Origin of the sequence: Hyphococcus sp. (assembly GCF_965228385.1) — a bacterium.
Lineage (GTDB): Bacteria > Pseudomonadota > Alphaproteobacteria > Caulobacterales > Parvularculaceae > Hyphococcus.
Genome location: NZ_OZ245810.1, coordinates 3,299,972 through 3,325,584 on the forward strand (window position 1 = coordinate 3,299,972; position 25,613 = coordinate 3,325,584).

At 58.8% G+C, this 25,613-nt stretch carries 26 protein-coding genes; 17 read left to right on the forward strand and 9 right to left on the reverse strand.

Annotation, left to right across the window (positions count from 1 at the left end; all coding sequences use genetic code 11):
* Positions 1-7: 7 nt before the first annotated feature.
* Positions 8-1,582: a hypothetical protein gene (locus ACQK2Q_RS15435; RefSeq protein WP_425410637.1), complete on the reverse strand. Its 1,575-nt coding sequence runs from the start codon at positions 1,580-1,582 to the stop codon at positions 8-10.
* A 316-nt stretch (positions 1,583-1,898) separates the two neighbouring features.
* Here ACQK2Q_RS15435 and ACQK2Q_RS15440 point away from each other — a divergent pair, with 316 nt between their 5' ends.
* The 4 genes from ACQK2Q_RS15440 (at position 1,899) to yghX (ending at position 6,144) form a co-directional block, all read left to right on the forward strand.
* The gene (locus ACQK2Q_RS15440) at positions 1,899-2,513 is read left to right on the forward strand and encodes a Crp/Fnr family transcriptional regulator (RefSeq protein ID WP_425410638.1); all 615 of its coding nucleotides are present in this window, start codon (positions 1,899-1,901) and stop codon (positions 2,511-2,513) included.
* Positions 2,514-2,623: 110 nt separating this feature from the next.
* Positions 2,624-4,075, forward strand: coding sequence for an ATPase domain-containing protein (locus ACQK2Q_RS15445; RefSeq protein WP_425410639.1), 1,452 nt, complete (start codon positions 2,624-2,626; stop codon positions 4,073-4,075).
* Between the two features lie 15 nt (positions 4,076-4,090).
* Entirely contained in the window at positions 4,091-5,170 is a 1,080-nt protein-coding gene (locus ACQK2Q_RS15450) for a sensor histidine kinase (protein ID WP_425410640.1), read from the forward strand.
* A gap of 89 nt (positions 5,171-5,259) precedes the next feature.
* Positions 5,260-6,144 carry a YghX family hydrolase gene (gene yghX / locus ACQK2Q_RS15455; protein ID WP_425410641.1) on the forward strand — a complete coding sequence of 295 codons (885 nt, stop codon included), beginning with the start codon at positions 5,260-5,262 and terminating at the stop codon, positions 6,142-6,144.
* A 6-nt stretch (positions 6,145-6,150) separates the two neighbouring features.
* On the opposite strand, the gene ACQK2Q_RS15460 is transcribed toward yghX, so the two are convergent.
* The gene (locus ACQK2Q_RS15460; protein ID WP_425410642.1) at positions 6,151-6,594 is read right to left on the reverse strand and encodes an ABA4-like family protein; all 444 of its coding nucleotides are present in this window, start codon (positions 6,592-6,594) and stop codon (positions 6,151-6,153) included.
* Positions 6,595-6,789: 195 nt separating this feature from the next.
* Between ACQK2Q_RS15460 and ACQK2Q_RS15465 the strand changes: the two genes are divergently transcribed.
* Positions 6,790-7,881, forward strand: coding sequence for a fatty acid desaturase (locus ACQK2Q_RS15465; RefSeq protein WP_425410643.1), 1,092 nt, complete (start codon positions 6,790-6,792; stop codon positions 7,879-7,881).
* A 202-nt stretch (positions 7,882-8,083) separates the two neighbouring features.
* A complete protein-coding gene (gene lpxI / locus ACQK2Q_RS15470; RefSeq protein WP_425410644.1) occupies positions 8,084-8,941 on the forward strand; it encodes a UDP-2,3-diacylglucosamine diphosphatase LpxI domain-containing protein in 858 nt (285 codons plus the stop codon).
* 54 nt (positions 8,942-8,995) lie between these two features.
* Here lpxI and ACQK2Q_RS15475 read toward each other — a convergent pair whose 3' ends face one another.
* Positions 8,996-9,718, reverse strand: a complete 723-nt coding sequence (locus tag ACQK2Q_RS15475; protein WP_425410645.1) for a hypothetical protein — start codon at positions 9,716-9,718, stop codon at positions 8,996-8,998.
* Positions 9,719-10,491: 773 nt separating this feature from the next.
* On the opposite strand from ACQK2Q_RS15475, the gene ACQK2Q_RS15480 reads away from it, so the two are divergent.
* The gene (locus ACQK2Q_RS15480) at positions 10,492-11,805 is read left to right on the forward strand and encodes an amidohydrolase (RefSeq protein WP_425410646.1); all 1,314 of its coding nucleotides are present in this window, start codon (positions 10,492-10,494) and stop codon (positions 11,803-11,805) included.
* A gap of 75 nt (positions 11,806-11,880) precedes the next feature.
* On the opposite strand, the gene ACQK2Q_RS15485 is transcribed toward ACQK2Q_RS15480, so the two are convergent.
* Entirely contained in the window at positions 11,881-12,924 is a 1,044-nt protein-coding gene (locus ACQK2Q_RS15485) for a GIN domain-containing protein (protein WP_425410647.1), read from the reverse strand.
* Positions 12,925-13,163: 239 nt separating this feature from the next.
* Between ACQK2Q_RS15485 and ACQK2Q_RS15490 the strand changes: the two genes are divergently transcribed.
* Positions 13,164-14,012 carry an SDR family oxidoreductase gene (locus ACQK2Q_RS15490; RefSeq protein ID WP_425410648.1) on the forward strand — a complete coding sequence of 283 codons (849 nt, stop codon included), beginning with the start codon at positions 13,164-13,166 and terminating at the stop codon, positions 14,010-14,012.
* A 175-nt stretch (positions 14,013-14,187) separates the two neighbouring features.
* The gene (locus tag ACQK2Q_RS15495) at positions 14,188-14,595 is read left to right on the forward strand and encodes a hypothetical protein (protein ID WP_425410649.1); all 408 of its coding nucleotides are present in this window, start codon (positions 14,188-14,190) and stop codon (positions 14,593-14,595) included.
* A gap of 132 nt (positions 14,596-14,727) precedes the next feature.
* Here the strand turns inward: ACQK2Q_RS15495 and ACQK2Q_RS15500 are convergent, their stop codons facing one another.
* Positions 14,728-14,991 (reverse strand): DUF7218 family protein, encoded by a 264-nt coding sequence (locus ACQK2Q_RS15500; protein ID WP_425410650.1) that lies wholly within the window; start codon positions 14,989-14,991, stop codon positions 14,728-14,730.
* A 45-nt stretch (positions 14,992-15,036) separates the two neighbouring features.
* The gene (locus ACQK2Q_RS15505; protein WP_425410651.1) at positions 15,037-15,255 is read right to left on the reverse strand and encodes a DUF2945 domain-containing protein; all 219 of its coding nucleotides are present in this window, start codon (positions 15,253-15,255) and stop codon (positions 15,037-15,039) included.
* A 151-nt stretch (positions 15,256-15,406) separates the two neighbouring features.
* Here ACQK2Q_RS15505 and ACQK2Q_RS15510 point away from each other — a divergent pair, with 151 nt between their 5' ends.
* The 4 genes from ACQK2Q_RS15510 (at position 15,407) to ACQK2Q_RS15525 (ending at position 18,761) form a co-directional block, all read left to right on the forward strand.
* A complete protein-coding gene (locus tag ACQK2Q_RS15510; protein WP_425410652.1) occupies positions 15,407-16,642 on the forward strand; it encodes an argininosuccinate synthase in 1,236 nt (411 codons plus the stop codon).
* A 48-nt stretch (positions 16,643-16,690) separates the two neighbouring features.
* Positions 16,691-17,215, forward strand: coding sequence for an inorganic diphosphatase (ppa, locus tag ACQK2Q_RS15515; protein ID WP_425410653.1), 525 nt, complete (start codon positions 16,691-16,693; stop codon positions 17,213-17,215).
* Positions 17,212-18,243: a lipid A deacylase LpxR family protein gene (locus ACQK2Q_RS15520; RefSeq protein WP_425410654.1), complete on the forward strand. Its 1,032-nt coding sequence runs from the start codon at positions 17,212-17,214 to the stop codon at positions 18,241-18,243. Before ppa ends, ACQK2Q_RS15520 begins: the two co-directional genes overlap by 4 nt.
* Before the next feature lie 134 nt (positions 18,244-18,377).
* Positions 18,378-18,761, forward strand: a complete 384-nt coding sequence (locus tag ACQK2Q_RS15525; protein ID WP_425410655.1) for a hypothetical protein — start codon at positions 18,378-18,380, stop codon at positions 18,759-18,761.
* Here the strand turns inward: ACQK2Q_RS15525 and ACQK2Q_RS15530 are convergent.
* Together ACQK2Q_RS15530 and ACQK2Q_RS15535 are read right to left on the reverse strand one after the other, a co-directional pair.
* Complete coding sequence (locus ACQK2Q_RS15530; protein ID WP_425410656.1) at positions 18,758-19,057, reverse strand: YciI family protein; 300 nt, start codon at positions 19,055-19,057, stop codon at positions 18,758-18,760. The genes ACQK2Q_RS15525 and ACQK2Q_RS15530 overlap by 4 nt on opposite strands.
* A gap of 2 nt (positions 19,058-19,059) precedes the next feature.
* Positions 19,060-20,070 (reverse strand): NAD(P)H-dependent glycerol-3-phosphate dehydrogenase, encoded by a 1,011-nt coding sequence (locus tag ACQK2Q_RS15535; protein ID WP_425410657.1) that lies wholly within the window; start codon positions 20,068-20,070, stop codon positions 19,060-19,062.
* Positions 20,071-20,146: 76 nt separating this feature from the next.
* On the opposite strand from ACQK2Q_RS15535, the gene ACQK2Q_RS15540 reads away from it, so the two are divergent.
* Together ACQK2Q_RS15540 and ACQK2Q_RS15545 are read left to right on the forward strand one after the other, a co-directional pair.
* Positions 20,147-20,791 (forward strand): TetR/AcrR family transcriptional regulator, encoded by a 645-nt coding sequence (locus tag ACQK2Q_RS15540; RefSeq protein WP_425410658.1) that lies wholly within the window; start codon positions 20,147-20,149, stop codon positions 20,789-20,791.
* Positions 20,792-21,440: 649 nt separating this feature from the next.
* On the forward strand, positions 21,441-21,884 hold the full coding sequence (locus ACQK2Q_RS15545; protein ID WP_425410659.1) for an Rrf2 family transcriptional regulator: 444 nt from the start codon (positions 21,441-21,443) through the stop codon (positions 21,882-21,884).
* 106 nt (positions 21,885-21,990) lie between these two features.
* Here the strand turns inward: ACQK2Q_RS15545 and tsaD are convergent, their stop codons facing one another.
* Positions 21,991-23,097 carry a tRNA (adenosine(37)-N6)-threonylcarbamoyltransferase complex transferase subunit TsaD gene (gene tsaD, locus ACQK2Q_RS15550; protein WP_425410660.1) on the reverse strand — a complete coding sequence of 369 codons (1,107 nt, stop codon included), beginning with the start codon at positions 23,095-23,097 and terminating at the stop codon, positions 21,991-21,993.
* A 123-nt stretch (positions 23,098-23,220) separates the two neighbouring features.
* Here tsaD and ACQK2Q_RS15555 point away from each other — a divergent pair, with 123 nt between their 5' ends.
* Complete coding sequence (locus tag ACQK2Q_RS15555) at positions 23,221-23,925, forward strand: uroporphyrinogen-III synthase (RefSeq protein WP_425410661.1); 705 nt, start codon at positions 23,221-23,223, stop codon at positions 23,923-23,925.
* A gap of 62 nt (positions 23,926-23,987) precedes the next feature.
* On the forward strand, positions 23,988-25,610 hold the full coding sequence (locus ACQK2Q_RS15560; protein WP_425410662.1) for a mitofilin family membrane protein: 1,623 nt from the start codon (positions 23,988-23,990) through the stop codon (positions 25,608-25,610).
* The last annotated feature ends 3 nt before the right edge of the window (positions 25,611-25,613 follow it).

Here is a 25,613-nt window from a genome sequence, read left to right on the forward strand (position 1 = left end):
GCCCGCCTCATTCCTCTGCGGGCGGTTCGGTTCGCGCCACCGCCGCCGCAAGCGCTCCATGGTCGGGGTGAAAGGCCGCTGCGCGCCGATAGAGAAACCCCGCGAGATCGTCCCGGCCTTCACTCTCAAACGTTTCGCCGAGCGCGAGAAAGTCTTCAACGCTGGGCCGCGATTTGCCCGAGGCCGTATTGGCGTTGAAAATGATGATAAAGGATTCATAGCCGCGCTCCTCGCGCAACTGATGTTCGAGAAGGTCGAGAATGCCGATGTTCGCCGGAAGCGACAGCGCTTTTTCCAGCGCGGCGTCCCGCCCTTCCAGAAAATCCTCGCGAGTCGCTTCGGCGCGGTAATGCGGAGCGGTGGCCGAACGCGGATCATACCAGCCATTCCAGTTTGACCACGCCATCGATGAAACGCGCAACGTCATGCCGCTGTTCGGCAGCGCCAGTTTGCGGGAATCGCCGTAATGGCTGGGATGCGCGCCGGTGGGAAGACCAATGAAAATTGGTTGCGCGAACCGTTCAAGCTCATTGACCACGAACTGCGCCGCTGAAAAGGTTCGTGGGCCAATCAATACGCGAAGGTTCCCGAAATCTGTGAGGTGATCGCTGCGCAAAAGGCCAGTCACCAGCGTCCGGTTGTGAAATCCGTTGCCGCCGCCATTGTCGCGCAAGTCCAGGATAAGCGGAACGTCCGCCTTTTCGGCGGCCTCGACCGCGCCTTCCACGTCGTCGATCATGGGATCGGCGGGATCAAATGCAATTTCATCCACATGTAAATAGACGGCTTTGCGGCCGACCGTTTCATACCATTGGCGGTCGCCCGGATTTTTCATGCGAAGCGGCGGTTTCGCGAGCGTATCGGCAAAGGCCATGGGCTCGACATCGCTGGCCTCCTTGATCAGTTCCACACGTTGCGTCAGGTTCGATCCATCCGGCATGGTCAAGGATAACGCGACGGCGCCGGCAGCATCTTCAATCTCAACGCCGCCGGCCCGAAGCACCGGCAGGAGCGACAGCCGCGCCGCGGCGAACATCCTGTCAGCACCCTCATTTTCTCCGTAGGCGTATCGTTCGGCCGTTTTCAGCAGCGAGCGCCAGTCTTTCCCGCCGATCGCATCGACTTGCGCGCCGAGGAGCCCCTCATGTTCCGGCGCCGCGGTCGCGATGACAAGCGAGTCGGAAAGCGCCGCAAATCCGACCGGCAATTGGGCGAAGAGATATTTGGCGGCCAGCGGGGCGTCGCTCGAATGGCCTCTGGCGTTGACGAGCGCAGGGGCGGCATAGGGCAATGTCAACCGCGTATGCCCGTCGTTGAGCGCATCGACCGTCTCCGCCAGTCCAAGAATGATGTCCGCGTCGGACATCGACGGGATGCGCTCGTTGAGTTGCTCGACGCCCTCGCGCCATTCGGTTTCATCGGTAAATGCAAAAGGAGCGGGGTGCGTTTCTTCTATGAAATTCGTCATAGCGGCCAAGTCGGCCCGCCAGGCTTCGGCATTCTGCGCAACAGGCTGCGCGCTGGCGGCGCCGTTCAGCGAACACAGTGCGAGAGCTGTCGCCCGGAGATATGGAAAGCGCATAAGTTTGCCTTTGTCGCCAAGATTTTTTCACAACCGGCGCCAACTCGCGGTAATCGCTGGTCGTATCAATAAAAGGGTCAAGGCTTCAAGCAAACCGGTCCTCAAATCGGTGAAGCGACGTTTTCAAAAGGCGGAATGCAAGGCTTAGGCGCCCCTTGCATGAGTGAATTGCGTATCGCAGGCAACAATCCCGCCGCCCGCGTGTTAATGACCTGTGGCTCTGCAGACGAAAAACCGGATTTTGAATCAACTCCCGGCGCGGGTTCGCAAAGCCTGCGCATCATATTGTGACAGGCTTGAATTCGAGGGCGAGGAAATGCTGAGCCGCGCGGGCGAGCGCATTTCAACCGTCTATTTCCCGGAAACCGCCGTTATCTCCACGCTCCAGATGTATTCGGACGGCTCGATGATCGAGATGGCCAATATCGGCCGCGAGGCCTGCACCGGCGTCAATCTTGTCCTCGGTAATCCTTATAGTCTGACGACCAACGAAGTGCAGGTTCGCGGCGCGTGTATCGCTATGACGGCGGATTCCTTTCTGTCGTTGAAAGCGGCGCACCCGGAATTCGAGCGCGCGCTCTATGCGAATGTGCAGGCTGTATTCTATCAGGTCATGGTTTCCGGGGCGTGCAACGGCGCGCATGATTCAAAACAGCGTCTCGCGCGCTGGCTGCTCTCCATGGACGACCGGAGCGATAAGGAAACCTTGCATCTGACGCATGAGTTTCTGGGCGAAATTCTCGGCTTGCGGCGCGCCACTGTTACGAAGGCGGCGTCCGAGTTGCAGGAGGCGGGGCTGATTGAGTATGCGCGCGGCGACATCCGGATCACCGACCATGCCGGCCTGCGCGCCGAGAGCTGCGAATGTTATGATCTCGTCCGCCAGGCGAACGAAGCGCTGCTCCCCGAGGACGGCGGAAACGAACCTTGACTCAATGTACGGTATCGTACAGACTTTGGCCTCCTCCTTTCTATACGGATTGACCCTGTTGCGTATTTCAGCCGCCCGCCTGCGGCGACTTTCCGGAAAATCGGGGTCTGATGAAACAATTATCAACGGGCGTCCATGGCCTGGACTTGCTCATGGCGGGCGGCTTTCCTGAAGGCCGCGTCTATCTGTTCCGGGGCGAGCCGGGCACCGGAAAAACCACCATGGCGCTGCAGTTCCTGACGGCGGGCGCGGCCAGCGGCGATAAGGGTCTTTGTTTCACGCTCTCGCAAACTGCGGAAGAGTTGCGCCTCATCGCCGAATCCTACGGCATGGACCTTCGCAACATACATGTCATGGACGCGCAATCGCTGTTGAACGCGCCTTACGCCGCGCGGCAATCGGTTCTGAACACGTCGGAGCTGGAAATCCGCCAGGTCGTCGATCAGCTCAAGGCGCGGCTTGCCGATGTAAAGCCCCAGCGCGTCGTAATCGACAGCCTGATCGATCTGCGCCTGCGTTCGGCTGACGTCCTGGCCTATCGCCAGTTGTTCCGTGAGCTGATGGATATGCTGATCGCTGAGGGCGCGACGACGCTGTTTCTCGACAGCACGCCTGAATTCGGCGGCGACAGTCAGATCGCCGGCCTCGTTCACGGCGTCGCCACATTGCAGCGCGCGCTGCCCGGTTACGGCATCGCCCAGCGCCGCCTGGAGATCAACAAGCTGCGCGGCGTCGCCCATGCGGAAGGGCTGCATGATTTTACGATCACGAAAGAAGGCGTGCGGGTGTTTCCGCGCCTTTCCAGCAAGCTCGACGCAGAGCCGCCTATTTTGGAAACGATCGGCACCGGCCTCGCCGGGCTTGATGAAATGACTTGCGGCGGCGTCACGCAGGGCACCTCCGTCATGATTTACGGCCAGACCGGCGCCGGCAAATCGACGCTTGCCGGGACAATGCTGAAAGCGGGCGTCGACCGCGGCGAGGAAGCCGTCGCTTTCCTGTTCGAAGAACATCCCAAGACGTTTATTCAGCGCTCTGACGCGCTTGGCCAGAACCTTTCAGGGGCGGCCGCGGACGGGCGGCTCCGGACCGTCGATATGCGCGCCGGCGAAGTGCTGCCCGGCGAATTCGTGCATAATGTTCTGGATGCGGCTGAACGCAAGAACGTAAGGACTGTCGTCATCGACAGCGTCAACGGCTATTTGACGGCGTCAGCGCTGAAAGATCACGCCCTTGCGCAACTCAACACGCTGATCGCCACCTTGCGCACGCGCCAGGTCATTACCGTCCTTGTAGCCGAACAGCCGGGATTTCTGTCGCAAATCGGCGATGCGCTCGACATCAGCATCCTCTCCGATTGCCTGATTTTATTGCGCCAGTATGAAGCGCGCAGCGCGATCCGCCGTTCCGTCGCCGTGATGAAAAAACGCACGGGCCCGCATCTGACCGGCATGCGCGAACTTGTCATGGAGCCGGGCCGGTTCGAAATTCAGCCGATTCCGGATGAAGATTTTGAGGCGCTGCGCGACCTTCATCTGATGAATTCCAGAGCGCCGGTTTAGGCGCCGGTGAAGGCGATGAACAAAACGCCCGGCGCGCCGGCCGATGAGTCTGTCCTGATTTTCACGCCGCTGCCTGAAGACGAAACCGCGCTCAGCCGTCTCGTGGCTGTGGAGGGCGAACAGCCCAAGCCGGTCAACGAAGACACCCTCAAGGCGGCGCTTGGCGACGGCGCCGGCTGCCTGATCATGACGGAGGAGACGCTGGGGCCTGAGACTGTCGACATGCTGTTGCGCTGGGCGAAAGGACAACCGGCGTGGAGCGCGCTGCCGGTGCTGATCCTGACGCGCGATACAGGCAAGGCGCCCAGCCCCTTGCGGGGGGCGTTTTCTTCCGCTGCTGCGCAAACCGTCCAGGTGATGTTGCTGCATCGCCCCTCAACGCCGGAAGTGCTTCGCGGCTCCTTGCGAAACGCCATGGCCTCGCGCCGCCGCCAGTATCTGATCCGTGACCAGATGAAAGAACTGGAATCGGGCCGGAAACAGATCGAGCTGCTGGGGCGTGAAGTCCAGCACAGGGCGAAAAACAATCTCGCAAGGGTTTCCGCAATTATCCGCCAGACATGGCGGTCCGCAAAGGATTCGGCGCAATTTATAGAATCCGTTGAAAGCCGGATCGCCGCCGCCGCGCGCGGTCTGGATCTAATGACCGAGGGAGACTGGGAAGGCGCAGCGCTCGCCGATCTGTTTATTGTCGAAGCGCGCGCCATTTTCGGCAAGCAGGTGGAAGACCGTCTGCGCTGGAGCGGTGAAACCATCCGGCTGAATTACGATGCGGCGCTGGCGCTGCATCTTGTCGCCCATGAACTTGCCACGAACGCGCTGAAATACGGCGCCTTCAGCAATCGCGAGGGATTTGTGAATTTGCGCTGGCGGCGCCTGGCGGAAGAAAGCCAAGCCGAAACAATCGAACTCGTCTGGGAAGAGCAGGCCGGGCCTGACGTGACGCAGCCCGAAATCAGCGGCTTTGGCTCGCAGATCATTGAGCAGTCGATAAAAGCGCAATTGCGCGGCGAAATCAGCGTGCAATACGCGCCGGGGGGGCTCACCTGCCGTATGGTCCTGCCGCTCGCGGCGATTTCGCGCGACAGGCGCTGAACGCGGCTGAAAAAGACCGGTTTTCCGGCAATGGACGCGCAGCGGGCGGGCGCGTACCCTGATGGCGGAAATCAACAGGAGCCCGCCCCATGAAACGCAAGACCGCCGCTGATTTTTCGCCCGAGATTCTCGATCTTTTTGACGGCTATGTGCACGGGGCCCTGACCAAGCGCGAGTTTCTGGAGAAGGCTGCGCGGTTCACCGCCGGGGCGGCGGGCGCGCTCGCCGTTTTCAATGCGCTGAAACCCAACTACGCGCTGGCCGAGCAGGTTGCGCCAGACGATCCGGATATTGAGAGCGAATGGATCGAATACGCATCGCCGGACGGGCACGGAACCGTCAGGGGGCTGATGGCCCGGCCAACAGGCGACGGGCCGTTCGGCGCCGTTCTGGTGGTGCACGAAAACCGGGGGCTGAACCCCTACATTCAGGATGTGGTGCGCCGCGTCGCCAAAGCGGGTTATCTGGCGCTGGGCCCCGACGGGCTGACGCCGCTCGGGGGGTATCCGGGTACGGATGATGAAGGCCGGGAGATGCAGCGCTCCCTCGACAGCGAAAAACTGCTGGAGGATTTCTTCGCCGGTTACGAGCATCTTGTCGGGCACGAACACAGCACCGGGAAAGTCGGCGCGGTGGGATTTTGCTATGGCGGCGGGGTCTGCAACGCGCTGGCGGTTGCGTATGAGGATATGGCCTGTTCGGTTCCGTTTTACGGGCGGCAGGCGGACGCCGAAGACGTCCCGCAGATCAAGGCGCCCCTCATGCTGCACTATGCGGAAAACGACGAGCGCGTGAACGCCGGCTGGCCAGCCTATGAGGCGGCGCTGAAAGAGCACGGCAAAACCTATGAGGTTTATTTTTACGAGGACGCCAATCACGGCTTCCACAACGACACCACGCCCCGCTATGACGAGGACGCCGCCAGGCTTGCCTGGGAGCGCACGCTTGGCTGGTTCGAGAAGTATCTCTCGTAATGGCGGCTATGCTTGCAGCGACCATTTTTTGCGCAGCATGAAGCGCAGCAAAACATACATAAGCAACCCGACGGGCCCGAACATGAAAGCGCCGATAAGGCAGGGGATGACCGCCGCATGCGGGATGGCGAGGCGGATGGCGTCGCGCCCGATCCATGCGCCGACAAACAGGTCGAACGCGAGATAGTGCGTCCAGCCGATAACGACCCCGTTCGGATGATCGAAGATCGCTGACACCGCCTCAATCGAAGAAAATCCCGCGCCTTGCGCCGACTGGCCGAAGAAAACACCCGCGCCAAGCGCGCCCGCATAGATCGCGCCCATCACCGCGGGATAAAACGCGGAATGAACGGCCGCGGCGGTCAATTTGCTGCGCGGCAGGAAAATCAGCAGAAACCACGCAGGCAGCACCGCCGCGTTAATCATCAGAAAAGCCGTGTTCCAGTCCATTGATCAGCCCCGCTAGATTGTCTGAACGGGAGATTATCGCCCGATTCTTCATTCCTCGCGGGATTATGAGCATCGCGAAACGCCCCGTGATTGGCCTTTCGGGACAAAACCCGTTAAGCGGTTCCTAACAACAAGTAAGGAAACCGGCGGCGCGTTTTCACGTCTTCGCCGCCCAAAGCGAGTAAAATCCCCCGCATGTCCAGTTTGTTATCAGCCGAAACGGCGAATGTCGCCGCGCGCCATGAGATTGCGCTTCAAAATGAAACCGCCCGCGCCGTCATGCTCCGGCGCATCATTGAGCATTGCAAGGCGTTTCAGGGCGCGGATCTGAAACGCAGCATCGCGCAGGCGGCCCTGAGCCTTGGCCTTTACGCCGCGCTCATCGCCGCCATGCTGACCGCGGCGATCAGCGGCGCATGGCTTATCGTGGCGCTGCTGGCCCCTTTCGCGGCCTTGGTGCTCGTGAAACTTTTCACGATTCAGCATGATTGCGGCCATGGCAGCTACTTCGAGTCAAAGCGCGCCAATACGATACTGGGCTTTTTCATCAGCATACTGACATTTACGCCTTATGGTTTCTGGCGAGACGCCCATAACCGCCATCACGCCAGTTCAGGCGACCTCGACCGGCGCGGCGTCGGCGGCGTCGATACGCTGACAGTGGAGGAGTTTCGCGCGCTCACGCCAGCGAAAAGAAACATGTATAGAGTCTATCGCCACCCGCTGGTGATGATCGTCATCGGCGCGCCGGTTTATTTTCTCCTGATGCAGCGCCTGCCTCTCGCCGGTCCCATGCCCTTCGCCGAGACCTATAAGGGTATGAAATTATCGCAGATCTGGAAAAGCGTCGCTGCGCTCAATGTCGCCCTTGTGGTCTTTTACGGCGCGCTGGCGTTGATTTTCGGCGCCCTGCCCGTGGCGGCGGTGATCGTGCCGGTCGTCACGATCTCGGCCTGGGTCGGCGCATGGCTGTTTTTTGTGCAGCATCAATATGAAGACGCCTACTGGGCGCAAAAGCCCGCATGGAACTTCGCCGAAGCGGCGGTCTTCGGCTCGTCCCATTACAAGCTGCCGCAGCCCTTGCGCTGGCTCACCGGCAATATCGGCCTGCATCACATCCATCATCTGGCGAGCCGCATCCCCAATTACCGCCTGATGGAATGCTATCGCGCCAGCGAGGATCTGTTGTCGCTGCCGGTGATGACCATTCGCGAAAGCCTCACTTGTGCGCGCCTCGCCCTGTGGTGCCCGGTGCGGCGCAGGATGGTCAGCTTCGCCGCTGCATAAATGCAAATTTTTGCGACTAATAAGTGGTTGTTTGCTGTTGGAAGGCTGTAACGCTAAAAAGCTAATGCCGACATATATTCATTTGCTGTAAAGCAAAACTTTTATGTGTTTCAAGAGGTGATGAACAGTTTATTTCAATACAAATTTGACATCGCTTGAACTCTTTACAATATATTATTTCTTTTATTTTTGCGGGGGCGATATGTCGCTTGCCTTAATTTTAGGCAAAGGCGCTTATGCTGCGGAATTGTATGATCGTTTCTCTCGATTAGATTCGCTAAAACGTCCTGTCGTAGCTGCCGAAACCGTTGTATTTGAAGACATGGGGCTCGATTTGGGTGAGCGCCCTACTAATATGACGATTAAGCGTGTTCATGTGTCTTTGGACTATCCCGAAGAAATTACGTTGAATCTAAAACAATTTGGGGTTCGGCGCGTTGTTCTTGGCGGTGATTTTAGATTGTTGGACCAGATATCCCTGACCGACAACCGGAAAAGTATCATTGCAAAGAAACGGCCTCCGCATCAAAATTTATTAAAAAATCTGCAGTCGGCGCTAGACGAAGCAAACATCCAATATGTGTCAGTAATAAAGGAGCTACCGGAAGTTGGCGTTGGCAAAGGGCTTTTGACCAATTCGCCAATCGATACAGCAGTTATCGAAGAACTCAATGCATTGGCGGCGACCGCGCTGAATGAATTGAATGCCAGAAATGTTGATGCGCGCGCGCGCCAAGCCATCGTATATGACGGGGATGCAGTGTTTTCCCATGAGCATGAAAATTGTGGTACTGACGAGCTATTAGAGATTGTAGCGGCGGCCAGCTTTAGGGGGCCAGAGCGGGTACTTGTAAAATTGTGCCCTGACTATGCGGATCCTGATTTTGATCCGCCTGTACTGCATCCCAAGACCATCGCTTTAGCTGCAAATGCGAAAATATCGAGAATTGTGATGGATGCGCGCTTTGGGGTCATCGCCCATCGCGCCGAAACAATTACAGAATGTGCAGAGCGAAAAATCACATTATTTGCTGCAGATCCGCGCGAAAATATGGACTGACGATTTACCGGAGCCCAACTTTGTCCGGAGCCAGAAAACTTCTATTGATTTTTGTTATCCGGCCTGTAGCTGTTCTTGGGGGGGCGCCTCCCATTCTGCAAATGCGGCTGCAAACTCAGGATCGCCTTTGAGCCAGCGCAACATTTCAGCTGCGCGTATGGGATCGGTTTGAATAAATTGATCTTCCCCAAATTCCAAACCGATCAACGTGTTTTCAGATTTTGGATTAATAATGAGCATATACGGCAACGCATTTGCGCGAGCAGCGCAGCAAACAAGGTTTCGGCCTTGTTCGCTATCAGGATTAGAAATTCCAAGATGGTCCAGAAACGCATTTTTTTCATTTGCACTTGAGGTAATCATTTTGAAATCAACGTCATAGTCTTTTGCTAACTGTCTGATCCGGTTCGCCATGGACGGATTATGACGTGCAAAAATTCGATAATCAGGAAGAATGGCCCAAATTTCTTTGCTATCTTTGTCTATTGGAAATTCTTTCAAATCAAAAATATCGAAAAGTACAGTGTTCTCGGTTTGGCGAGTCGATCTAATATAACTCTCTAAGTAGGGCAAATTCGGATTGTGTTTCCGGCGGCAATAAATCAACAGTGCAAGCAGTTCAGGGTCTGAAAAATATCGAGCATTATTATCTTTATTCTTGTGTGCGCTGTTAAGCCCTGCGTTTATTGTTTGACGTTGTTTACATAAGAGCGAAGCGACTTCGTCGTCGGTAAGGCCGAGTTTCGCCATCAGCTCTTTTTCAGTCATTTTCGCCATTATCCGATCCCCCAGGTTGACCGGGCTTTTATCGCCGATTTTCAAACATAAGAGAAATATCGATCATTGCATGCCTTAAAGCATACCGCCCATTTCTAGCTGATTTGTTGTGCTTCTCAATGTTATTTTTGCGAACTGGGCAAAAATATATTGGTTCTAGATGGAAAATAAAGCCAAAATTACGAAATTGCGACAAAATCCCTCTCATTTTTGCAGAATTTAATGGTTAAACCTAGCTATCTGCAATAAAAATGCCGTATAGCAAAAAAATATTGTAATTAGCAAAAAAATCAATTAATAATTTGAATGCGGCAATTTTGGAGGTTAAAATGTCAATATTTCCAGAAAGACCTGCGCAAATGTACCCTGCCTCAAGTCGGCACGTTTTCGTAATAGAGGCCGGCGTCACAGCGATAATACTGGCTTTAATGTTAATAATATTCGCCGCTTTGTTGCCGAAGACTCCGATTGTCGCGGCTATATCAGTGGATACTGTTGAAGAAAGACAGATTGAAAATCATTTATCGCAGAATCACGCCCCAATTGCCGTTTCGATTCTCGTCAAATAAGCATTAGGCTTCAATTGTAGTGAGCACTATCGAAAGCCTTCTACGGGATCGAAGGTGGATAATTTTAGAAAGTGGCGTGTCAGCGGTTTCAAAGCGCGTTTAATTGTAGGGCTGTATGCCGTAGCGAAAATGATCTTCGCACTGCTTTTTATTTTGTGCCGGCCTGCCCATAAAGCAAGAACTTTCACGAAACGGGAGAAACAGATGAAACCTATGACGTCCCTGCTGTTCGGCGCGAGCGCTCTTTTGTTGACCTTGCCCGCCCACGCGCAATCGGACCTGCGCGCCTCGATTGACGCAGACTACGATCAAAATCTCGAAGCGCTGTTCACGCATTTTCATGAAAACCCGGAGCTCTCTCATCGCGAGTTCAAGACCGCCGAACGGCTGGCGGAGGAAATCCGCGCGTTCGGCTATGACGTTACCGAAGGCGTTGGCGGCACAGGGGTCGTTGCGGTGATGGAGAACGGCGAGGGGCCCACGGTGATGATCCGCGCCGATATGGACGGTTTGCCAATCAAGGAAAATTCAGGCCTGTCCTATCAGTCTACGGCGACGCAGGAAGATATTGACGGCGAGGTCAAGCCGGTGATGCACGCCTGCGGCCATGATGTTCATATCACGGCGCTCGTGGGAACGGCGCGCCAGATGGCCGAGCGCAAGGACGCATGGTCCGGCACGCTGGTGCTGATCGGCCAGCCGGCCGAGGAGCGCATTTCCGGCGCCCGCGACATGCTCCAGGACGGCCTTTACGAACGCTTCCCGAAGCCCGATTACGCCATGGCGCTGCATGTTTCCGCGCAAACGCCGTCGGGCCGCATTGAAGTGCCGCTCGGCATCCGCGCCTCAAGCGCCGACAGCGTGGATATTATCGTTCATGGCGTCGGCGCGCACGGCGCCTCGCCGCATAAGGGCGTTGATCCGGTGCTCGTCGCGTCCCAGATCGTTGTGTCGCTGCAGTCGGTTGTCTCACGCACGATCAATCCGCAGGACGCCGGCGTTATCACGGTGGGCGCGATCCACGGCGGAACGAAGCACAACATCATCGGCGACAGGGTCGAGATGCAGTTAACGGTGCGCTCGAATGATTTTGAAGTCCGTGAACAGCTTCTCGACGCCATTGACCGCGTGACGGAAGGCGTTGCGATCTCGCTGGGCGTGCCGGAAGACCTGATGCCGGAAGTGGTCCGGTCGCCAACCGAAACGACGCCGCCGACAATCAACGACCGCGAGACGGCGCAATTCGTGCGGGAAGCCATCGCGGCGCAGATGGGTGAAGGCGTCTTGATCGACAAACCGCGCGAGGGCATGGGCGCGGAAGACTTCGCCTACTTCGTAACGCCCGATACAGGCGTCAAAGGCGTCTATTTCAATGTCGGCGGCACGCCGGCGGACGAGGTGGCGGACGCGCCGTCCCATCACTCCCCATTTTTCAAGATCGAGCCGGAGCCGTCGATCAAGGCGGGCGTTGAGGCGATGACCGCCGCCGCCATGGCGTTGTTCGCCGGCGCGGAATAAGAATGGTTCCCACGAAAAAGGCCAGCCGTTCAGGGCTGGCCTTTTCATTGCTCTTTTGAGCCTCGTGTGCGCGGCTTAATCGTCGCCATACTGAATGCCGCTGATGCGGATGTCGCCGTCGCCGCGTGCGCGCACGCTGCCTTCATGGCGCCGGATGCGAACATCGCCGGAGCTGTCAGCCTCAATGTCGGGATTGGTGGCGAGGCCGCCGAAATCAAAACCGCCTGATCCGTGTATGGCCACGCGCAAATTCTCAGCGCGCCCGTCGCGGATGTCGATATCGCCGGAGCCGTGAATTCTCGCCGTTGTCTCGCCGTTGACGCTGGCGACCGCAATATCGCCGGAACCGTAAATGGAAACGGCGGCGCCGCCGCTCACCCGGTCGGCGTGAATATCGCCTGACCCCTTAATGCTGGCGATCATGGCGCCGTCGATATCGCCGAGCAGGATATCGCCCGAGCCGTGAATGCCGGCCTCGACATCGCCGCCGATCGCGCCGATCTTGATGTCGCCGGAGCCATTAATGCTGGTGTTGAGCGAGGCTGCGGCGAGCGCTTCAAAGTCGCCTGAGCCGTAAATGGAAATATTCAAGGGGCCTGCGACCGCGCCGGTTTTTAAATCGCCAGAGCCGTGGATTTTGATATCCCCGCTGGCGATATCGCCGATCACCCCGTCCACATGGCCTTCGCGCACAGACAGGGCGCCGTTCGTGTCGCCGGCGTCCAGGCGCACGACGGCGCTGTCGAAGGCGAGCGCGGCGCCGGCGGGAATGGTCAGCGTCAGCGTCGGATAGTCTTTCAGAAATTCTTCAAAGGCTTTGCCTTCGTAGCGACGCCAGTTCACGTCGTCCCACCAGCGCGTATCATCCGGATCCTCGTCGCTGCGGATCGTCAAGACGCCGTTTTCGGCGCTGATCCTGACGGGATAATCGGCGAGCGCGCCGGACCGGTTGTCGAGGCGGACATCGCTGCGCCTCGCGGTTTCGATTATCACGGTACCGATGAAATCGCCGATCTCCACCGTGTTAATGTTGGCGTGTGTGGACTGTTCGGCGCCGGCCGGCGCAAGGCTGACCATCGCAACGGCGAAAGCGGCGGGTGCTCCCCGTAAAATACGCATTTTGGCTATCCCCTTCTCTAAAACTGACAGTCTTTATGCTACCGCAGTAGCAGGGGCTGCGCCAGACAGCGCGGGCTGAATAGCGGGGCGTTCAGCGTGAAAACATAACGCCTCGTCGCTGCGCAGAGCGGCTCTGGGCGGCGCAGGGCGGCTCCGCGCGCATGCCGCCGGCCGGGCTGCATGAACGGAACGTTTATGATGGCAGACTGTTTTGCGCAGGTGCTTCCCGGAGATCGCCCATGACCAATGACAAGCCTGCGCAAGAACAAGCCTCGCAACCCGGCCGGGAAGACAAAATGCGCCCCCGCCCGGACTATGAACCCCGGTTTGAGGGGGCGGGAAAGCTGCAAGGCAAAGTCGCCGTCATCACGGGCGGGGACAGCGGCATCGGCCGCGCCTGCGCCGTTCTGTTTGCCCGGGAGGGCGCTGATGTTGCGATCGTTTATCTGGAGGAAGACGAAGACGCGGCGAAGACGCGCATGCTCGTCAGGGGTGAGGAACGTGAAGCCTTGCTGTTGCGCGGCGACATTGCCGATCCCGATTTTTGCAGGAATGCGATCACCGAAACCATGAAGGCGTTCGGGCGGATCGACGTTCTCGTTAACAACGCAGCCGAACAGCACCCTACGGATGATTTTCAATCGATCTCGCCGGAACAGCTTATACGGACTTTCGAGACGAATGTGTTCGGCTATTTTTATATGACGCAAGCCGCGATGGAGCATCTGGGCGAAGGCGCCGCTATCGTCAACACCACATCGATTACGGCCTATCGCGGCAGCAAGCACTTGATTGATTACAGCGCCACGCGCGGCGCGATTACATCGTTCACCAGATCAATGGCGCAATATTGCGCGCCAAAAAACATACGCGTTAACGGCGTCGCGCCGGGGCCGATCTGGACGCCGCTGATCCCGGCCAGTTTCGATGCGGAAAAGGTCGAGAATTTCGGTGAAGACCAGCCGCTCGGCCGCGCCGGGGAACCCAATGAAGTGGCGTCCTGTCACTTGTTTCTCGCCTGCGATGACAGCTCCTATATGACCGGACAGGTGCTGCACCCCAATGGCGGAGAAATCGTCGGCGGATAACGCTTTGTGATCCATGCGCCGGTAATAAAGACGGGTTGCGCGCCGCAATCCCGCCATGAAATGACCGCGAAAAGACCCTCAGCCCGCAAGACGGAAAACGGCGCGCCGCTGCGTTTGACGTCTGCGAGAGGCGAATGGCCGGGGGTTGTCGCTCTCTGATAAAATGGAGTTGCATATGTTTACGAAAACAGCCGTCAGTTTCATCGGCGCAGGCTTTGCCCTGATGAGCGCGCAGGCGTTTGCCGGAGAATGGAAGCTCAACCCACGGGCCTGTCCCGACCTCGTGGAGGATCGCTTGGACCGGTTCGAGGACCGCCGCGACGCGCGCTACAACTATGGGCGCCGCGACCGGAGAGAGGACCGTTTCGACCGGCGCGAAAACCGGCGCGATGAAGCCGTGACAATCTGCCCGATCAGCGCATTTTATTATCAGCCGGACCGGCGTGAACTGCGCCGCGCCGATTATCGCACAAGCGGATACGCCCGGGGCCGCAATCGCGCCCGGCCGCCGCTGCGCTATGATCGCCGGATGCGGATGTCTTTCCGCTATGACAATGGCCGCAAAATCTACGTCCGCGGATAATGGTGGAAAGTAGGGGCTGAACCTTCAGCCTGAGGTTCAAAATTCCCGTTCCTGCGAGGCAGTTGGTAGCGCCCCACGCCAGACCAGCTGCCTCGAAGGGCGCAAGGCGTGAACACGCCCGATCAAACCGCCTCAGTGATTGCGAAGGGCTTTTATTAATTCGTCCTTGTTCATATCCGAGCGGCCGTCGATGCCGATTTCAGCGGCGCGGTCCTCAAGCTCATCTTTCGTCCAGTCTTCATAGGGCGATGCCTTGCCGCCCTTTTTTGAGGGATGCTGCTTGTCATTCGCTTTTGCATTGGCGATGCGCGCCGCTTTCTCCTTGCTGGCGCCGTCTTTTCGCAATTCTTCGTAAGTTTCGTCGTCCTTGATCGTCGGGCCGTGATCTTTCGTCATTGTTAAATCTCCACAATGTGAATCAGGAATCCCCCGGAACATCAATTAAACGGGGCGCACTTCGCTGCGCGATTTCAGCACCTCGCCGCCGTCGCTTTGTTCAATGGTATAAGCCGGACAGCCCGCCGTCGCCTCGCGCTTGATCTCCGTTCCCTTGATGGTCTTGGTGATGTCGTCGGTATGAATGGCGGTGATTTTTCCCTTAGCCGAGCCTTCGCCCCAATCCCATTCCACCATGTCGCCTGTTTCCAAAGGGTCTCGCATCTGACGTTTCCTTTCGATAATTCTGCGCGGCTGGCGCCGCCGGTGCTTGCCTCATTCAACACGGAAGAACCGGCGGCGTTCCGAAAACCAGCGGGTGGCCTTACCCGCCACGGCGCGGTATATGCTGCGGCGCAACGTAAGGATTTCGGATATGCCCGCCGACAAGACAGTCAACAAAACAGTCAACAAAGTGGTGCTCGCCTATTCCGGCGGCCTTGATACGTCCGTCATTCTGAAATGGCTTCAGACGGAATATAATTGCGAGGTTGTCACCTTCACCGCCGATCTCGGTCAGGGCGATGAACTGGAGCCGGCGCGGCGCAAGGCTGAGCGCGCGGGCGTGAAAGAAATCTACATCGAAGACCTGCGCGAGGAATTCGTTCGCGATTTCGTGTTCCCGATGTTTCGCGCCAACGCCGTCTATGAGGGATTGTATCTGCTCGGCACTTCGATTGCGCGCCCGCTGATCGCCAAACGGCTGGTCGAAATCGCCGCCGAAACCGGCGCCGACGCCGTCGCGCACGGCGCCACCGGCAAGGGTAACGATCAGGTGCGCTTCGAGTTGAACGCCTATGCGCTGAACCCTGATATCCGGGTCATCGCGCCGTGGCGGGAGTGGGATTTGAACTCGCGCGAGAAGCTCATCAATTTCGCCGAGCAGCACCAGATCGAAATTCCCAAAGACAAGCGCGGCGAGGCGCCGTTCTCCGTTGACGCCAATCTCCTGCACACATCTTCCGAGGGCAAGGTCCTGGAAGATCCGGCCGAAGCGGCGCCAGACTATGTTTATCAGCGTACGGTCGATCCGGAAGACGCGCCCGATGCGCCGGAGACAATCGAAATCGGTTTTGAGCGCGGCGACGCGATCTCCATCAACGGCGAAACCCTGTCCCCGGCGGCTTTGCTGACCAAACTCAACGATTATGGCCGCAAACACGGCGTCGGCCGGCTGGATCTTGTGGAAAATCGCTTTGTCGGCATGAAGTCGCGCGGCGTATATGAAACGCCGGGCGGCGCGATTTTGCTGATCGCGCATCGCGGCATCGAGCAGATTACGCTGGACCGCGGCGCGGCGCATCTGAAAGACGAATTGATGCCGCGCTATGCGGAGCTGATCTACAACGGCTTCTGGTTCGCGCCCGAGCGCGAGATGCTGCAGGCGGCGATCGACAAAAGCCAGGAGCATGTATCGGGAACGGTCCGGGTGAAACTCTATAAAGGCTCCGCCAATATCGTCGGCCGGTCCTCGCCCAACACCCTCTATTCAGAAGCGCATGTGACGTTCGAAGAGGACATGGTCTATGACCAGAAAGACGCGGAAGGATTTATTCGCCTGAACGCTTTGCGTCTGAAATTGCTGGCGCGACGTAACCAGAACGTAACGTGAAGGCCGTGAATTTTTGTTTTAGAGCGCAGTCTCAAATAGAGTAATGTTATGGATCTTTCTAAAATTCCGGCCGGCGTTAATCCGCCCAAGGACGTTAATGTCGTGATCGAGGTCCCCCTGGGCGGCGAGCCGATAAAATATGAAATCGACAAGCCGTCCGGGGCCATGTTCGTCGATCGCTTTCTTTACACGGCGACGCGATACCCTTGTAATTACGGCTTCATTCCGCAGACGCTCGCCGATGACGGCGATCCGGTGGACGTCATGGTCTATGGCAACCGCCCGCTGGTGCCCGGCGCCGTTGTCGGCGCGCGGCCTGTCGGCGTTCTGCTGATGGAGGACGAGGCCGGGCTCGACGAGAAAATCCTTGCCGTGCCAAGCGCGCGCCTCACGCGGTATTACTCGAAAATCGACTCTTATACGGACCTGCCAGACATCCTGATCGAACGGATCAGTCACTTTTTCGGCCATTATAAGGATCTTGAGCCCGATAAATGGGTGAAAGTCGTTGGCTGGCGCGACAAGGATGAGGCCGAAGCGCTCATTCTCAAGGGAATTGAGGCGGCGAATTGATCCGTTTTTGTTTAAGCGTCATGGCCGCCGCAGGATTGACGGCGGCGCCGGCGCAGTCTCAGGAAACAGCGCCAATAGACGAACCCGAAGACGCGTTTTTGTCCTCATATGATGAAAGCGGCACGTTCACATTCGTCTGGGAAAACGATTATTTCGCCAACACCGACCGGAATTACACCAACGGTTTGCGCCTTTCCTATATTTCCGGTTTCAAACAGCCGAACGGCGTGACGCGCTGGGTGGCGGATAATATTCTGGGCGCGGATGAAAGAGCGGGCGTCAGGCGCGGCTTTGCTGTCGGTCATTCGATTTTCACGCCTCAGGACACGGCGGCGAGCGCGCCCCTGCCGGACCAGCACCCTTACGCCGGCTGGCTTTACGGTGAGTATTCCGTTGTCGTGGAGCAGGAAAATATCATCGACCAGTTCACCTTGCAGGGCGGCATTGTCGGTCCCAGCGCCGGCGGCGAGTTCGTACAGAACAACTGGCATGACATAATCGGCGGCGATCCGGTGAACGGCTGGGACAACCAGATCGGCGATGAGCCGGGATTTGTCCTTTCCTATGAACGCAAGCTGCGCGCGCTGGCGCGCGGCGGCGATCACGAACTTGGTTTCGATATCACGCCAAGCTATGGCGGCTCTGTCGGCAATGTGAACACGCATGCGCGCACCGGGCTGGTGCTGCGCGTCGGCGCCAATCTCAACAATGATTACGGCCCGCCCCGCGTGCGTCCGTCGCTGGCCGGCGGCGGCTATTTCTCGCCCCAGGACCGGTTCAGCTGGTATGTGTTCGCAGGCGCGGAAGGCCGCGCCGTCGCTCATAATATCTTTCTGGACGGCAGCCTGTTCCGGGACGGCGATCCGTCCGTGGACAGCAATGTGTTTGTCGGAGATTTTCAGGCGGGGATCGTTTTACAGGTGCGCCGGTTTCAGCTCGCCTACACGAATGTCTTCCGGACGAAGGAATTTGCCACCCAGAAAGGCGCGCAGCAGTTCGGCGCCGTCAGTTTTTCGGTCAAATTCTAGCGCTCCGGCGCCCGTTTGACGCAATAGCGCCCCGTTTGACGCAATAGCGCTTTGTGAAGCGCCGGCTTCGGGCTATGATCCCCATGGCCCCGGCGCGTGCTGCGGGCCGGGGAGATGAGACGAGGGGATCTGTCATGCGGAGTATTGAAGCCATTTTCGGGGGCGTTCTGGCGCTGGCGGTGCTGGGCGTCGCGCTTTTTGCGGTGATGAACACGAATTTCGGCCGAACGGACGATCCACGGTCAAACGCCAGCGCAAATACGACTTATTCCGGAAGCGACATGACGCCGACATTGACCTCGATCTCCGGTCAGGACCTGATTTGCGAGTGCTATGACGCCGCCTTCCAGCTTGCCGGCAAGGTCGATGTGGTCTCGCCGGAATACCGCACCGGTTTCCAGCAATGCCGCGCGCGCGGCGGTGTTGACGGCGGCGACGCCTGGACAGCCGGGTGGAACGCACGGCTTTCCGCACGTCCCTATGAAGCGAGCTGCCGGGCCTACAAGCGCCGGGGCTAGGCGGGCTTGGGCGCCAGCGCGCCGGTGACGACCTGGTATGGTCTGATTTCAACATCTTCAAAGAGCCCCGCAACGGCGTAAGGATCGCTTTTTGCAAAGTCTTTCGCTTTTGCGGCGTCTTCGGCCTCGATCACCAGAAGGCTGCCGATCGGCTCGCCTTTTTCATTGAGCAGCGGCCCGGCCAGCAGCACAGCCGCGCTGTTCTCCTTGATATAATAGAGGTGGCGCTCACGGGTCTGCTGGCGCAATGGCAGACCGCCCGGCTTGTCGCGGCATATTAAAGCAAATTGAGGCATCGTTACGCTTCCGATTTGAAAGGCCGCGCCAGCAGCGCGGCGATGATCTGATCGACTGTTTTGCGCCCGTTCACCAGCTCGGAAACTGCGGCGCAAATCGGGGCGTCCACGCCTGTCTTTTGCGCCAGCGCATTAACGGCGTCGGCGGTGGCGACCCCTTCGCTCACCGTGTTGCGCGCGCCGAGGACGTCCTGCAACGACCGGCCTTTACCGAGCTCTATGCCGAGCGACATATTGCGTGACTGCGGCGAGGAGGCGGTCAGGATCAGGTCGCCGAGCCCTGAAAGTCCAGCCATGGTCTCGCGCTTTGCGCCCAGCGCAACGCCAAGGCGCTGAAATTCGGCAAAACCGCGCGCGATCAGGGCGGCGCGCGCGCTTTCGCCAAGGCCGCGCCCCGCGACCACGCCGGCGGCGATGGCGAGAACGTTTTTCACCGCCCCCCCCAGTTCCGCGCCGGTCAGGTCATTGCTGAGATAGGGGCGGAAATGCGCCGACCCGATCGTGGCCAGCCATTTGGCGCCCGTGTCTTCATCGGCGCAAGCGAGCGTGACGGCCGTTGGCAATCCGCAAGCGACGTCGCGCGCGAAACTCGGGCCCGACAAAACGGCCGGCTGCGCTTCCGGCCATACCGCCGATATGACCTCGGTCATCAACAGGCCGGAATCTTTTTCAATGCCTTTTGAACAAAGCGCTACCGGTAGGGCCCGCCCGTTGGCGCATTTGCGCAATTCGCCGTAAGCCACGCGCGCGAACTGGGCGGGCACCACAAAGAGTAGGGCTTCATTTTCCGCAGCCCTACCCAGTGATTGCGCGGCTTTCAGCGCGGGCGGCAGCGGAACGCCCGGCAGGTAACTTGTGTTCTCATGTTCGTCGTTAATGCTTTGTATGACCGCGTCTTCGCGCGCCCATATTGTCGTGGGAACGCCGTTTGCCGCGGTCAGGGCCGCCAGCGCGGTGCCCCAGGCGCCGCCGCCGATCACGCCGATTGAAGAGAAAGGCGCAGCCGAATTCATAGTGAAATTGCTTTGCTCATTGCGGAATGACGATTGAACAGTTTATATAGACTTCAGCGTAAACCCCAAAACGCCCATGCCCACTGAAAATCTCGACGAAACCGCGAAACAGATATTGAACGCCGCCAGCCGGCGTTTTCTGCATTACGGTTACGGGAAAACGACCATGTCCGAGATCGCTCAGGACTGCAACATGTCCACGGGCAATCTCTATCGCTACTTTCCGTCAAAGCTTGATATTGCGGAAATCTTTGTCCGGGTGCTGCGCCGCGAACAGGTGGCGAGCTTGCGCGCGGTGCTGGCGGCGCCGGGCATGGCGCCGGCTGAAAAATTGCGCGCTTTCTTTTTGGAAAAATTCAAGCTCGCCTATGACCGGTTTCACGACAAGCCGAAAGCCTATGAGCTTTCCCAGGAGCTTTTGCACTCCCGCCCCAAAGTCGGCATCGAATGGGAAAACGCCGAAGGCCGGGTGCTCTCGGAAATTCTGGTGGAAGGCGATCAGCAGGGCGTTTTCGCTTTCGATGACGCTGTGAAGACCGCGAAAATCCTGCAGGACGCGTTTTACCGGTTTACAAGCCCGGCGATCTTTCATGAAGGCGATTTTGACGAGCTGGCTGGCGAACTTGAGGGCGTCACCAGTTTTATTATTGATGGCTTCGCCTGGCGTGCGGCGCGGCGGGCCGCGCTGGAAAAGAAAAAGCACGGCGCGGGTGCGTTATAATATAGCGCCTGCAGATCACAAACCAGCGACCAAGCCAAGTCACCAGGACGCTTCCAGAAATAAACTATTGAAAATAAAAGAATATTCATCACACAGAAAAACTGATGGATAAATAATGAATATTGATCAAAATATTCATTGACAAATTTTCAACCGGCGCTTATCTCCACCCTGTAGCGAGGGTTCATCGCATTCTCTGACGCATCGGCGCATGAGCGATAAGCCTTTGTTGCGCCGCAACCAAAACAAAAAACGACCTATTTAACTTAGAAAGATCGAAACCATGTCGCCTCTCAGAAATCTTGCCGTGCAAGCCGCCGTCACCGTCTCACTTACAGGCGTTCTCGGCGCTCTCCTGTTTAATGTCGCTGATCTCGCAACGCGCGGCGTCATCATCGGCTGACGCCTGCCGCTTTTCGCTGCTGTGGTTACGTCCACCTCCCCTTAAGGACGCACCCTCCCTGAATAACCGCAGCGGTATGACTGGCGCGAAAGCCTGCCCCGGCTTTCGCGCCATTTTTTTATCTAATCACGTTGTTCGAGGTGCGGATATGAACGCCGGCGCCTAATTGAAACAGTGTCGGTAACGCATTTACAGTAAATTCAGCCTAATGGTTCTGAACGTATTGGTGTTGCCGGGAGGTAAACTATGGCAGGGTCTACGCGATTTGCCGTGGCCGTTCATCTTTTGACGATGATGTGCGCCGACAGACGCCGGCCAATAACATCGCAAGCGCTCGCAAAAAGCGCCAATACCAATGCGGCGGTAGTGCGCCGGATTCTGGGATCGTTGTCGCGCGCGGGACTGACTGTCACGCAACTGGGCAAGGGCGGCGGGGCAATGCTCGCCAAAGGGCCGAAGAAAATCACGCTGCTTGATATTTATCTGGCGGTGGAAGAACCGGGGCTGATCCCGCTGCATCGTGCGGCGCCGGACCCTGTGTGCCCGGTGGGCGGAAATATTCAGGCCGCCCTGACACAGGTTACGGCGGATGCGGAAAACGCCTTTCAAAACGTATTGGCGCGGGTCACGCTGAAGCAAATCGCAAAAGAAATTGCTGCAAAAAATGCTGCAGCAAAAAGTGCAGCATAATTTCCTTCTCAAGGCGCTGAATGAAAGCCTTATCAGCATCGTTTGCTGCGTGTTCGCGCTTTCGATGGGCCACTCCCGCGGCGCAGGCCGGATCAGAAAGTTCGGCTCAGGCTTTCGGCCCTTTGCGGCCGCTCCCCAGCTTTCCGCCGTCTTTTGGCGCAGCCAGAGGCCAGCGCGCGCGCGGCGCCATGGCAAGCGCCGCAGATCTTTCCGGCGCAAGCCCCGAGGCCAGTCTTTCCGCGCCGGCCCAGGCGATCATGGCGCCGTTATCAGTGCAATATTTCGCCGGCGGCGTTATCAGGCGCCAGGAATTTGCTGCGCACAATTGCTGCAGCATTTTCTTGACGGCGCAATTGGCGGCGACCCCGCCGGCCGCCACCAACCGGTTTTCGGCGGCGGATGTTTTTTCCATGAGGTCCATGGCGTTTTTTGTACGCTGGGCCAAATGGCGCGCCGCAGCAGCCTGAAACGACGCAGCGATATCCGCCACATCCTGACCGGTCGGACTGGCGATGCCTTGCGCGGCTTCGCGCACCGCCGTTTTCAAACCGGAGAAAGAAAAATCACATCCCGCCCGGCGTTTCAGCGGTTCCGGCAGCGGGTAACGATCGGCCCGGCCGCCTACCGCCGCCGACTCGACCTTGGGTCCGCCCGGCGAACCCAACCCTAAAAGTTTCGCGGTTTTGTCGAAGGATTCGCCCGCCGCATCATCGATGGTCGTGCCCAGCCTTTCATACGCCCCGACGCCCGAAACCCGGATGAGCTGGGTATGGCCGCCGGAAATAAGCAGCAGGAGGAAAGGAAAATCGCAAGATTCGGTCATCCGCACGGAAAGCGCGTGACCTTCCAGATGGTTTACCGGGACGAGCGGCAAATCGTGCGCCAGCGCTACGGCTTTGGCTGTGGTAAGCCCCACCATGACGCCGCCCACAAGGCCCGGCCCGGCGGTGGCGGCGACGGCGGATAGCCGGTCATACCGCAGGCCGGCGGCGGCGACGGCTTTCTCGATGGTCGCATCAAGCCGCTCCACATGGCTGCGTGCTGCGATTTCCGGGACGACGCCGCCATAGGCGGCATGGTCGTCATGCTGCGTCCAGACTTCATTGGAAAGGATGCGGCGCGTTCTATCGGCGCGCAGATGCACCACGGCCGCGGCGGTATCGTCGCAACTCGTCTCGATTCCAAGGACAAAGAACTCGCGCGGCGTCGTCATCTCTCGGCTTGCGCCTTCCTTCAGGGCTGGTTTAAGCCGCTTGGACAGCAAAGGGCGAAAATGCGCAAGGCTGACTGACGAAAACCGGCCCGGACTTTAGCGCGGCGAAAGTGTGAAGCGATCATGAAAGTGCTCATCACCAGGGCCGAACCGGATGCATCGGCGACCGCCGCCATGTGCCGGCGCATGCAATTGACCCCGCTCATGGCGCCGGTGATGAAAATCCATATGGAAACGGCCGCTATCAATCTCGAAGGGGTAACTGCGCTCGCATTTACTTCGGCCAACGGGGTGCGCGCCTTTGCGGCAAATGCTGCGGACCGTTCGCTTCGCGTATTCGCCGTCGGCGCGGTGACGGCTGAAGCCGCCAAATCAGCGGGATTTTCAGCGATCAGCGCCTCCGCAGGCGACGTTGACAGTCTCACCGATCATATCGCCGCCGAAATCGACGGCCGACCCGGCCATCTGTTGCATATTGCGGGAAAAGATCGCGCCGGCGACCTCGCATCCATGTTGGGCGCGCGTAATATCGCGGCGAAACGCGTGACGCTGTATGAAGCGCGCGCCGTCAGCGCGCTGCCGCCGGAAATTATTCGCATGATGAAAACGGATCCGCCGGAATGGGCGACGTTTTTCTCGCCCCGCACGGCGCGGCTTTTCCTGTCGCTTGCGGAAAAAGCAGGTGTTTGCGAACCGCTGGGGCGCATCCGCGCGGCCTGCCTCAGCAACGCGGCGGCGCAAGCGGCGGGGGATTACTGGCGCGATGTCAGCGTCTCGCCGGAACGAACGGCGCAGAGCGTGTTGACAATGATTGCGGCCTCCGCTTGAGCGCTTTGCATGCTGAGCCTATCTAGGAATGAACGAACAGCCTTCGAAGTAGGAGTATCTGCGTGACGCAGGATAACGGCAAACCGGAAGATGAAGATGCCGATACCGGCGATGCGCCCGAAGTGGAAGCTGAAGTTGTCGGCGCCGCGGAAAAGCGCAGCGCGACGGCGTTCGATAACCCTGCTTTCGCGGATGACGAGCCGGCTTCCGGCGGCGATGAGGGCGCCGCGCCGAAAAAATCGACCCTGACGCCGGGTGTATTGTTGTTTTTCGGCTTTGTCGCCGTCGCGCTGAGCGCCTTCGCCGTCTGGTGGTTTGTGGGTCGCGACCCTGGCGCAACCATTTCGGATCCCATGGAAACAGCTGCGCCAGAGCGCGGCGCGGACGGGGCGCCCGCCAGTCCTGAGGAAACCGCCGAGGGAACAACGCCCGCCCTGCCGGACCCAGGCCCCAAGGTGGAACACACGCGCGAGGCTGTTTCGCCGCCGCCAGCGCTGGAGGCGGCGCCGGACGATACGTTCCTGCCGCCGGTGACCGATCGCGACGCGGCGAAAATTGCCAACACGATTGAGGCGGGTCCCCCGGACGCAGATGAAGAAGGGCCGCGTCAGCGCCCGGAAGGCGAAAGCGCTCCCGTGACCGCTGACGATCCTGAAAGTCAGCAAACGGAGGAAACGCCCGGGTTCGATATTGATGGAGCTGGTGAGGACGATGCGGGCGAGGCCGGAGCAAGCGCCGCCGGAGAAAGCGGCGCTCACGAAAGCGATACTGGGACAGGTGACGAAAGGGCGCCGGCCCCGGCGGAAAGCGAAGATCCGGTGCAAGAGGACGTGCCCGATGCACAATCAGCATCTGCGGGAGAGAATGAAACCGCCACCGGCGATAATGGTCTCGTGGCGTCAAATGCTGCGCGTGAAGCATCCGGCGCAGATGACCCGCCGCAGATGGCGGGCGTTCCGCAGAAAATCGTCAACGATATTGACGTCCTGCAGCGCGAGACCGGACGGCTGCACGCCGCGTTAAGCGCCGAGCAAGAGCGCAGCGCCGGTCTGGCGGCGGATATCGCCGATTTGCAGCGCAGTTTCGAGAGGGCGCTGGCCGAGCGTGATGCGCGTTACGGCGCGGCGATCGCCGATATGCGCGCCAGCCTTGAGAAGATTGAGAGTAACGAGATTGAAGGCGCCAGCGACAAGCTAAAGGCCACGCTCGCGCTTGCCGCGTTGCGCCGGCAAATCGATTTGGGCGAACCCTTCGCAGAAGAGTTGACGGCGACGGCGCAGTTTGCGCCTGAACGCGCCGCCGCCTTGACGCCTTACGCCCATGAAGGCGTTCCGACTGAGGCCGCCTTGCGCGAGCAGTTTGGCCCTGCGGCGCGCGATGCGCTGGCGGCAGCGGGGCAGGAAGCCGCCGGCGGCGGCGTTTCCGGCGTTCTCGCGCGGGCGCGCAGTCTGGTTTCCGTGCGGCCTGCCGCGCCCCAATCGGGCGACGGGCCGCGCGCCGTCGTCTCCCGCGCCGAACAGGCGGTGGAAGAGGGCGACTTGACCGGCGCTTTGCGTGAAATTGAAAATCTGCCTCCAGGCGCCAGGGCCGCCATGGCCGGCTGGATTACCATGGCCGAGGCGCGCGCTCAGGCGCAGTCGGCGCTGGACACGCTTGCGGCGCAATTCAACCGCGGATCGGAGTAAGGA